Origin of the sequence: Bacillus sp. B25(2016b), from assembly GCF_001679765.1 — a bacterium.
GTDB lineage: Bacteria > Bacillota > Bacilli > Bacillales > Bacillaceae_G > Bacillus_A > Bacillus_A thuringiensis_K.
On the sequence record NZ_CP016285.1, the window covers coordinates 233,130 to 242,195 of the forward strand.

A 9,066-nucleotide genomic window follows, 5' to 3' on the forward strand; every position below is an offset into this window, starting at 1 on the left:
CATAGCTGGGTAGCTATGTGCGGAAGGGATAAGTGCTGAAAGCATCTAAGCATGAAGCCCCCCTCAAGATGAGATTTCCCATAGCGTAAGCTAGTAAGATCCCTGAAAGATGATCAGGTTGATAGGTTCGAGGTGGAAGCATGGTGACATGTGGAGCTGACGAATACTAATAGATCGAGGACTTAACCATATAATATGTAGCAATGTTATCTAGTTTTGAAGGAATATGCCTTCAATAGTTTGGTGATGATGGCAGAGAGGTCACACCCGTTCCCATACCGAACACGGAAGTTAAGCTCTCTAGCGCCGATGGTAGTTGGGACCTTGTCCCTGTGAGAGTAGGACGTCGCCAAGCAATCTTAAGACGAGTCAGAATGACTCGTCTTTTTTGTATGCTTTCATACCTCTCTTAATTGCCTGTTTAACTCCTTCTAAATAGGCGAATCCATGCTTTTTATCTGGTTCTAAGTAAGTACCTTCTGCCCATTCATTCCACGCATTAATAAATAAAAACTCGCTGTTGTAAAGAGAATAGGTACGATGAATTTGCTTACTTAAGTATATCGTGAACTTCTCAGGAGTAGAACCGAGAAAGATGCTGCTATTTAAGTCTTTGCGACGTGCTGTGTTGTCCCAGTCAACAAAGGCACCGGGAAATGTTTTTTTCTCTGGAGGAGATCGCTTTAGTATATACATCCAAACTTTATCATAATCCCAAGCGTTTATTTGTTTACCAGACTCATATATTGTCTTATTTATGTCTGGAGAGCTATCATGAGCAATTGTATAAAAAGGCTCGAATTGAATGCTAGCATCGAACCCATTTATATTAGGAAGTGGGAAGCTGTTTAATGTTTCTACAAAGTATATACCTTTCAAACCATTTTCTTGTGCGAGTGTATCCCAGTAATTAAGCATTTGCTCACAGCCAGGGATATGCCCAGGACGATAAATAATGAATAGGGGTTTATCATCTATACGAATATATCTTTCATCTTGGAAAGCTTGTAATAAATAGTCAAAGTGTTCTTTCCAATCCGATAACTCTCCATAATTTTGAGGCATTAATATATGGCTATCAAGACCATCCCAAGTTTTTGTCCACGGTTCATTTGCCCAAGAAAGGCAAAATGGAAAATCTGGTTCGCCCGTCTTAAGTACTTCATTAAAGGGTGTCTCCAATAGCCTTTTTCCTTTAAACCAGTAATGGTAATAACAAAAACCATATATGCCGTGTGCTTTGGCAATTTTTGCTTGCCATTTTCTTACGGATGGGTCCGTTAAGTCATAATAAAAATCTTGATAAGGTTCTCTAGGTTGATAATGTCCTGCAAATAAAGGTCGTGCACTTTTAGTATTTGTCCATTCAGTAAAACCTTTTCCCCACCATTTGTCATTTTCTTTTATTTGATGAAACTGCGGTAAGTAAAAAGCAATTATTTTCAAGGTATATCCTCCTTATGTTCTTTGTAGTTCAAAGTGGGGGGGAAGTTACTTTTGATTTTTTGAATCGAGTTTAAAGCGCTAGATAGGTTATTTACTTACTATTTTGTTGTGCTTCATATTGAATTCGTTTTTACAGTTTGCTCGATAGAGGAATCTTGGATCATTTAATATATGGCTGAGATGAAAAGTAATTTTCATTATAAAATTATGCGCATTACCATGTAGGAAAAGAGTTAATCTTTTTGGAGAACAAATAGGGCTTGGGGTAATCGGCTTGCGTCATCAAAAAAGTCCCGTAGCTTTAAATACTTCTCATAGTGATTTTTAATATAATTTCTAGGTATAACGGTTTCTCCGTAGAAGCTACTATTTCTAACATCTCCCGCTCCTGTAGGACTGTGGACAAAATTACCGCTTTCATAATCCGAGATGGCCCGATTTATATCTGGGAAAGCTTGTGATAAAGTTTTATGCCAACCCGTTTGAATGAATTCAGGGTGTTCCTTGAATTGTTGACAGTAATCGAGAAAATAGCGCGCTTGTGTTGTGGCTATGAAGATGCCACCTGGACGAAGAATTCTTGAAAATTCCTTTATCCAATTTTCTGCAGTTTCTTCGGATAAATGTGAGAATACAGAATAAGCGAATATGATGTCTAATGAATTGTCACTAATAAATTCTACAGGAGGTTGTGGATTGGCTGTTTTATATATTCCTCTTCCTAACGTTTCATTGCAAATGTTAATCATTGCGGGATCTACATCAATACCAAGTAAATTTTCATCGCGAACATCTTTGAAAAAAAAGCGTATAATTCTTCCCCATCCGCAACCAAAGTCTAAAATTTTACGTTCTTTATTCAAGGGAACACCTAAATTTTGGGCATATGTTTTTACATGGTTATAAAACAAATATGCTTCATAAAGAGCATGTTCATAGGAAGCTCCTACAAACTGTTGTTGAATTTCTTCGGGGGGGAACATAGGTACTGGGATACCATTTATCTTTGTTTGTGAGCAACTTTGTATAAATAGATTTAGAAGTTCAACGTCAGAAAGAGGACTAACAAGGTTATCAAAATCATTTCCTAACTTAAAGTTATTCATTTGTTAACCTCCAAATTATATAGTGCCTAAAAATTATGTTCGTGTTTTTTACTAATAAAAACATGTAGAAATTCAGCATCTAATCCTAGTGATCTATCCTTTTGTAAATAAACAATTGTATACATATTTGCATGTGTATAAATATATTCAATCATATCTTGGCCCCAATCAAATGTTACTAAAGCCCCCTTCTCATCAATAGGATTTCCATGATAAATTGGCTCTTCCATATACTCAATTCCTTCTTTATTGTTTCTTGCTCTTTGTAAAGTCTTTGGGAGTGTATGATACCAAGGGACGGTAAACACATGAGCGCCACCAGGCTTTAAGACACGTTCTATTTCTTTAAAGGCTTTCTCTGGCTCCATTACGTGTTCAAAGACATCTTGCGTAATGAATAAATCAAAAGATTCATTTTGAAAAGTCATGTTTTCTAAATTCTCACATCTAATTCCTTGAAAGTATTGACCAAGAGGATAGTTTTTAAAGTATTGAGAATATGTATAGTTTTTACAGTTTTTTATCAGTAGTTGAGTTGTAATCCCTCCTGGTGAGGACTCGTGGATATGATAGGACCCCCATTTTGGAAAAAATGTATTTAAGACATGAACTAAAGCTCGTTGCCTCGGTATAGAGTGGCATGTAGAACATAAATAGTGATCTCTAAGCCAATCATTATGCTCTATAAATGTAGCTTCCTTCTCACAAATAACGCAGTAGCCATTATTGTGCTTCAAATTATCTTCCACATGATATCCCTCCTGTATAAAATGCAATGTATTTCCCCCATTATTTTCATGGCAGTAATGCTCTCACCTTAAAATCCGGCTGGAGCAAAGAAGTTGGGTGGGATATGAACTGCCCGTAAACGCCCTCACTTTATGGATAGTATCAGACACATGTGAAACCAAAGAGAGTGGGTAGAAATTAGGGAAACCATAAAAGTAAGATTGGTAGAAGGGAATAATTAGTAGGGGAGAACCCCACACTAATTAAAGTTTCACTTTATGCTATGCGATACATTTGCTTTTATTCATTGAAAAACGTAGGGGTTTAAAATATCCCTTTCGTGTATGGATACATTTCAAAGTCCTTTGCATATATTTCTGTAACTAAATCCATTGTTTCTTTGTCATAAAAGCTTGCGTATGTTGGAAATCGGGGAAAGGCTTCATCTGTAATGCTAAGTTCTGCATAGCTTCCTGTATAAACCATCTTGTGAGCGCGATGATGACCTGAACTTGTAAGTTTGGTTAGGTCAGATTTAATCAAACCGTATTCGTTTTCTATTTTGGGAATTTGCTTATTAAAATCTTCTAAAGGTATATAGCGTTGGATAAAGGCTTCTTCACCTTGGACGTATTGTTGACTAAAGTGCATATCTATTACTTGGGAATTGGAACCAAGTGCTTGAACGTAATATAAAAATTGTTTGAATGATATTCCTTGCTTACTATGCTTGTCATTATAAAAACACTTTCGGATACTATTCCATTGAGGACTAGCATAAGGATTGTCAGCAAGTAATAAAAATGAGCTAACGGCCCTCTTATAGGGATTTCGTACGAGTTTACAAACATGCTTTTTGGCTTCTAGAAGACCGCTATGTACCGCTTGTATATAATTGGGGTTATTTTTATATACCCAGAATTCATAGTAATGAATAAAATCATTGTATTTCTTTGCTTCAGGAAATAATCCAATTTGAAAGAAGAACCAATTAGCTAATGCGGTACATCCGCTTCTATGACTCCAAAATAATATAAGGGGAAAATCCTTATGGAAATGCGGAATTCGATCTTTATGTAGAATGATGTACTCTAAAAACTTTTGATTTATATTTTTCATGAGTTTAACACTCCTTTTTTAAGGGTATAGAAGAGGATTTTTTATTAATCCAATATATTCATGAGAATGAGTAAATATTATGAGTGTATTTTGCTTTCGTCTTAAATAAGAAAGCCATTCTAAAAGGGAAATATAAAATAAAGATAATGAAAATGTATAAGAGGCATACAATTAATTATAAGAAAAGAAATAATAAAAGTGTCCAAGTTCATTTATTTGTATTTCTAGGTGTGATAAGCAAAAATCTTATTACTAGAGAGGATATTATGGGGAAGAATAATTATTTAATAGTAGGTGGAAATAGTTTCATTGGTATTAACCTCGCATTAGGTTTATTGAAACAAGGTCAAAATGTAAAAGTATTTTCCAGACATATAAATAATTTTCCTCAAAATCTTATAAGTGAGGTTGAATTTATTAAAGGTGATTTAGCAAATGTTGAAGATATATATAAGGCTTTAGTAAATGTGGATATTATTATTTATTTAGCTGCAACGTCTAATGTAACAACTTCAATTGAAGATGTTTTTGGAGATAGGAACAGTAGCTTTTTTTTTCTTAATTTCATGGAAACTGTTAAACGTTTCCCTATTAAAAAAATTGTATTAGCATCCTCTGGAGGCACAGTTTATGGTGAACCAGAATATTTACCTATTGATGAGAAACATCCATTAAAACCACTATCTCCTTATGGAATAACAAAAGTGTCGCTTGAAAATTATTTGTACTTTTATAAGAAAAAGTATGGAATGGACTATGTTGTATGTAGATATTCTAATCCATATGGAAAATATCAAAACCCGTTAAAGAAAGTTGGAGCAATAAACTGTTTTTTGTATCAGCATCTCAGTAATGAAAAGATTAATATATATGGGAATCCACAAGAGATTATTCGAGATTATATTTATATCGATGATCTAGTGGAAATCACTATACAACTATCACAATTAAATCGCTTGAAATCTTGTGTGTATAACATAGGGAGCGGCAAGGGTCTCTCTTTAAAACGAATTATAGTAGAATTGGAGAAATTAACGGAAAGAAAAGTGGACTTTATCTGCTATAAACAAAAGCAAGAAAATGTTCAAAAAATCATTTTAAATATAGATAGGGTAAGACGAGAATGTAATTGGGAACCGAAAGTGGATTTCAAAAGTGGAATTAGATTAAATAAGCTATGGATTGAAGAGTTCTTATATAGTAAAAAATAATAAGCCATGCCCTACTTCTGTATAAGTAGAGCATGGTTTATTATTTTGTTTCTTTTTGTATTACCCAAAGGTCTTGATGTTCCCACCAAAAACCTTCAGTGTATTTTTTGATGATAGGATTATAAGGTAATAATTTAATTTTGTCACATACGTAAGAGGGACTAACGATCGTTTGCCCGTATTGATGCACATCTAAATCCAGTTGTTCACTAGAGGGGAGAAACCAATAACCCTGTTTATTTAAATCTGGAAAGCCGAAGTACTTTTTACTTTGATATCCATGAGTTGTGAAAATGAATAATCCGCCAGGGGACACAGCATTATACAATGTTTGAAGCCAACGAAACCAAGTTGTATCAGGCATATGAGAAAAAAAGGATAGACCAAAAACGATATCATACGTAGACGATAATTTTACTTGTTCCGGCTCAGGGTGAGATAAGATAGATGAAGTATTTAATGTGCGTTCAATAAAACTAATAGCCTCTTCATGTATATCACAGGTAGTTATATGTAAGTTCGTTTGTAAGTTTAATAAATGGCGTGTTACGCAGCCATATCCGGATGCGAATTCTAATAATTTTGTTGGAGTGTCTACAGGAGGATAAAAGGAAGTCATTAAATCTAAGAGTGTTTCTGCTGATTTTCTTCCATCTTTAAAATAATAATCTATTGCTTCTTTTTTAGAAGGAAAGACTAGATTCGTGACCAGGAATTGGAAGATATGATCCTCCGGATGGATACTTGCATTTACATTGTAGTTCTGTGCAATTTGAGAAATCAAATCTTTATTTGCCTCTATAAATTCTTTCAAAGAGTAACCCTCCTTAAATAATAGTAATGTCTTACAAGAGATACTGATGGTAAAGAAAATATATAATTAAACCTTCAAATATGTTTTAAGATACTTTCTATATGCGTACATTTTCTTTTTTGAAATGTCGTCGATAGTAAAGGTTTCTTTAATGAAATTCTGCATTTGTACAACTTCACTGTAATGGGAATATGAATCTTCTGCTCTCGTTACGCTATTTGTATGTCGTCTATGATAGTTTAGAGGTTTTGGATTGAAATAAATGTTCCCCTCTTTAAGGATAGAAACATAGAAAAACCAATCACCGGCTATTTTAAACTGTTCCAATTGTTTTGCTGTTGTTTTTATATCTATGTTTTTAAAAACTACACTTGAGACATTAGGTATGGTGTTTTTGATAAGTAACGTATCTTGTATTTCATCTATCCCTTTTCGCACATAAGAACTCTGCCATTTTTCTTTATCAATATCATTTGTGTAATCTAAATAATGATTGGCCAATATATTTCCTTGTTCATCTATTTGTTTTGATTGTGTGTAGCTTAAGGCAACATCACTATCTATATGAAAACCTTGTATTACTTCTTCTAAAAATGTCTGATCACATAAGTCATCGGCCTCAGCAATCCAAATATAATCACCGGTTGCTGCAGAGACACCTTTTATCCATTGTTTAAATACAGAACCAGAGTTTTTATAATTAATAATCTGCTGAATTTTCAGGTGATGTTTATTTTCGTTTGAGAGCAGCTTTTCAAATATAGATACGCTATTGTCAGTAGAGGCATCGTCTAGGAAAATTAGTTCGTAAAGGGGATAGGTTTGATTTAATATTGATTTAACTCGTTCGGATAAGTATTTTTCGTAATTATAGTTCGGTACAATGACGCTTATTTTTTTATAATTATGCTCAAGCAAGTTTAATAATTGATAAATGTAATGAAGAAAGTTGAAATTTTTTTCAATAAGTTCTTGGCCAAAGGTCCCTTTTTGTAATCGTAAATCTTCATCCCCGATAAATTCGTATATTTTTTCCAGCATCATCGGTAAGTTTAAATAGTCTACTAATGCGCCAGTTTGTTCCGTAACAACATCTTCAAAACCTCCAGCGTTTTTAAACCCTATAACAGGGAGTTTTGTATCTAATGCTTCTAAAACCACGTTTGGGAAAGGATCTTCTCTTGAAGTTAATAAATATAAATCAGCCCCAGCGTTATATAAACCGATATCTGGAGTAGGATCCACTAATGTAAAATGTGCTGTATATCTTGGTGATAGCGTGTTTAAAAAGTGAACATCTGTTTTCCCAACCCAGATAAAATGAATATTTTTATGAATCTTTCTTACTGAGTAAGCAATAAGTGAGAATAAATCTATCCCTTTTCGATGATCAGCGAAGCCTACCCCCAAAATGATTTTGCTATCTAGAGGCAGGTTGTGTTTTTTTCGTAATTCGTTTCTCGCTTTTGCAATATTGTTCTTATAAGGATTGTGGTTAAACAAACCTTGAGGGAGGATGTGGCACTTTTGATGATCTAATTGGGTGATTGTACGGAACTTTTCATACACGTATTGTGAAGGGAAGACAATTTTGTGAGCAGACTCGGCAATTTTTATCGCTTTTCCCTCAGCAGAGTACTGTTGTATTAAATGCGGCAATTCATGTATTAATGAAATAACTTTTATATTATGTTTAGCTAGTAATGCAACTATATCACCACTTATGACGGTACTACATATGGCGATGGTATAGTCTTGTGATAATAACTTCTTTATTAATGATTCGATCTTTTTGTCCGTTGGGTAGTCTTCCTCTAGGCAATAAACAGGACCATACTTTTGAAAGTCGTGGATTAAAATGCCCGTTCCAATAGAAATAATTGCGACGGAGTAATGAAAGTTTTCTTTGAGAGCTTTAATAGTATGTAAAGAAAGCAGCTGTGCTCCGTGGAAATGGGCATCATGGGATACATAAATGATTTTCTTATTAACATGCATTTCATAACGCCTCCTAAGGTTAATTAGATTTTTAGTAAATGTATGGTGTATTTATAATTTCTAGAGAGAAGTCTAAATAAAAAAGCTACTTTTAATATATATTTGTTTGGCTTGATATTCATTCTTTAGAAAGTATAAACTGTCGATTATGAAAGGGACTGCGCTAGTTTATTAATCTTTAGGGAAGAAGTATAAAAATACCCTTCATAATTTATAAAATAAAAAGGATAAAAGGTATTGACGATTAGAGTATAGAGGTGTAATATAGAACAAGTCGCCGATGACAACAACGTCGAAAGCGACAAACGAAATAAAAAACTTAGTTGACATTGAAAGATGAAAATGTTAACATAAGGAAGTCGCAAATGAGCGACTAAGTAGTTCTTTGAAAACTGAACGAAACAAACAACGTGAAACGTCAATTTTTATTTTAGATGCTAGACAAACTAACTTTATTGGAGAGTTTGATCCTGGCTCAGGATGAACGCTGGCGGCGTGCCTAATACATGCAAGTCGAGCGAATGGATTAAGAGTTTGCTCTTATGAAGTTAGCGGCGGACGGGTGAGTAACACGTGGGTAACCTGCCCATAAGACTGGGATAACTCCGGGAAACCGGGGCTAATACCGGATAACATTTTGAAC

7 protein-coding genes, 1 rRNA gene and 2 other annotated features (2 of these 10 running past the window's edge) are annotated in these 9,066 nt (G+C 34.2%); of the genes, 2 read left to right on the forward strand and 6 right to left on the reverse strand.

The features are described 5' to 3' along the window. Window positions 1-178 (forward strand) — a sequence feature (23S ribosomal RNA rRNA prediction is too short); it begins 145 nt to the left of the window's first position. A 61-nt stretch (window positions 179-239) separates the two neighbouring features. After that, window positions 240-355 (forward strand): 5S ribosomal RNA (gene rrf, locus BAQ53_RS01385). 14 nt (window positions 356-369) lie between these two features. On the opposite strand, the gene BAQ53_RS01390 is transcribed toward rrf, so the two are convergent. The 4 genes from BAQ53_RS01390 to BAQ53_RS01405 all read right to left on the reverse strand — a co-directional run bounded on the left by BAQ53_RS01390 (window position 370) and on the right by BAQ53_RS01405 (window position 4,400). Beyond that, window positions 370-1,446, reverse strand: coding sequence for a glycosyltransferase WbsX family protein (locus BAQ53_RS01390; RefSeq protein ID WP_000690962.1), 1,077 nt, complete (start codon window positions 1,444-1,446; stop codon window positions 370-372). Window positions 1,447-1,679: 233 nt separating this feature from the next. Next, window positions 1,680-2,552, reverse strand: a complete 873-nt coding sequence (locus BAQ53_RS01395) for a class I SAM-dependent methyltransferase (RefSeq protein ID WP_001058686.1) — start codon at window positions 2,550-2,552, stop codon at window positions 1,680-1,682. Window positions 2,553-2,578: 26 nt separating this feature from the next. Beyond that, window positions 2,579-3,301, reverse strand: coding sequence for a class I SAM-dependent methyltransferase (locus BAQ53_RS01400; protein WP_208906439.1), 723 nt, complete (start codon window positions 3,299-3,301; stop codon window positions 2,579-2,581). A 304-nt stretch (window positions 3,302-3,605) separates the two neighbouring features. After that, on the reverse strand, window positions 3,606-4,400 hold the full coding sequence (locus BAQ53_RS01405) for a sulfotransferase family 2 domain-containing protein (protein ID WP_000790062.1): 795 nt from the start codon (window positions 4,398-4,400) through the stop codon (window positions 3,606-3,608). A 266-nt stretch (window positions 4,401-4,666) separates the two neighbouring features. On the opposite strand from BAQ53_RS01405, the gene BAQ53_RS01410 reads away from it, so the two are divergent. Next, on the forward strand, window positions 4,667-5,611 hold the full coding sequence (locus BAQ53_RS01410) for an NAD-dependent epimerase/dehydratase family protein (protein ID WP_000517674.1): 945 nt from the start codon (window positions 4,667-4,669) through the stop codon (window positions 5,609-5,611). Window positions 5,612-5,651: 40 nt separating this feature from the next. On the opposite strand, the gene BAQ53_RS01415 is transcribed toward BAQ53_RS01410, so the two are convergent. Next, window positions 5,652-6,425, reverse strand: a complete 774-nt coding sequence (locus tag BAQ53_RS01415; protein ID WP_208906440.1) for a class I SAM-dependent methyltransferase — start codon at window positions 6,423-6,425, stop codon at window positions 5,652-5,654. Window positions 6,426-6,491: 66 nt separating this feature from the next. Continuing rightward, window positions 6,492-8,423: a glycosyltransferase gene (locus BAQ53_RS01420; RefSeq protein WP_000558383.1), complete on the reverse strand. Its 1,932-nt coding sequence runs from the start codon at window positions 8,421-8,423 to the stop codon at window positions 6,492-6,494. Between the two features lie 516 nt (window positions 8,424-8,939). Next, window positions 8,940-9,066, forward strand: a sequence feature (mutual gap in cmsearch alignment for this rRNA model is longer than 100) (it continues 579 nt past the right edge of the window).

Coding starts and splice junctions, on each gene's coding strand:
- BAQ53_RS01395 (WP_001058686.1), bottom strand. CDS start 2,552: ATGAATAACTTTAAGTTAGGAAATGATTTTGATAACCTTGTTAGTCCT.
- BAQ53_RS01420 (WP_000558383.1), bottom strand. CDS start 8,423: ATGCATGTTAATAAGAAAATCATTTATGTATCCCATGATGCCCATTTC.
- BAQ53_RS01410 (WP_000517674.1), top strand. CDS start 4,667: ATGGGGAAGAATAATTATTTAATAGTAGGTGGAAATAGTTTCATTGGT.
- BAQ53_RS01405 (WP_000790062.1), bottom strand. CDS start 4,400: ATGAAAAATATAAATCAAAAGTTTTTAGAGTACATCATTCTACATAAA.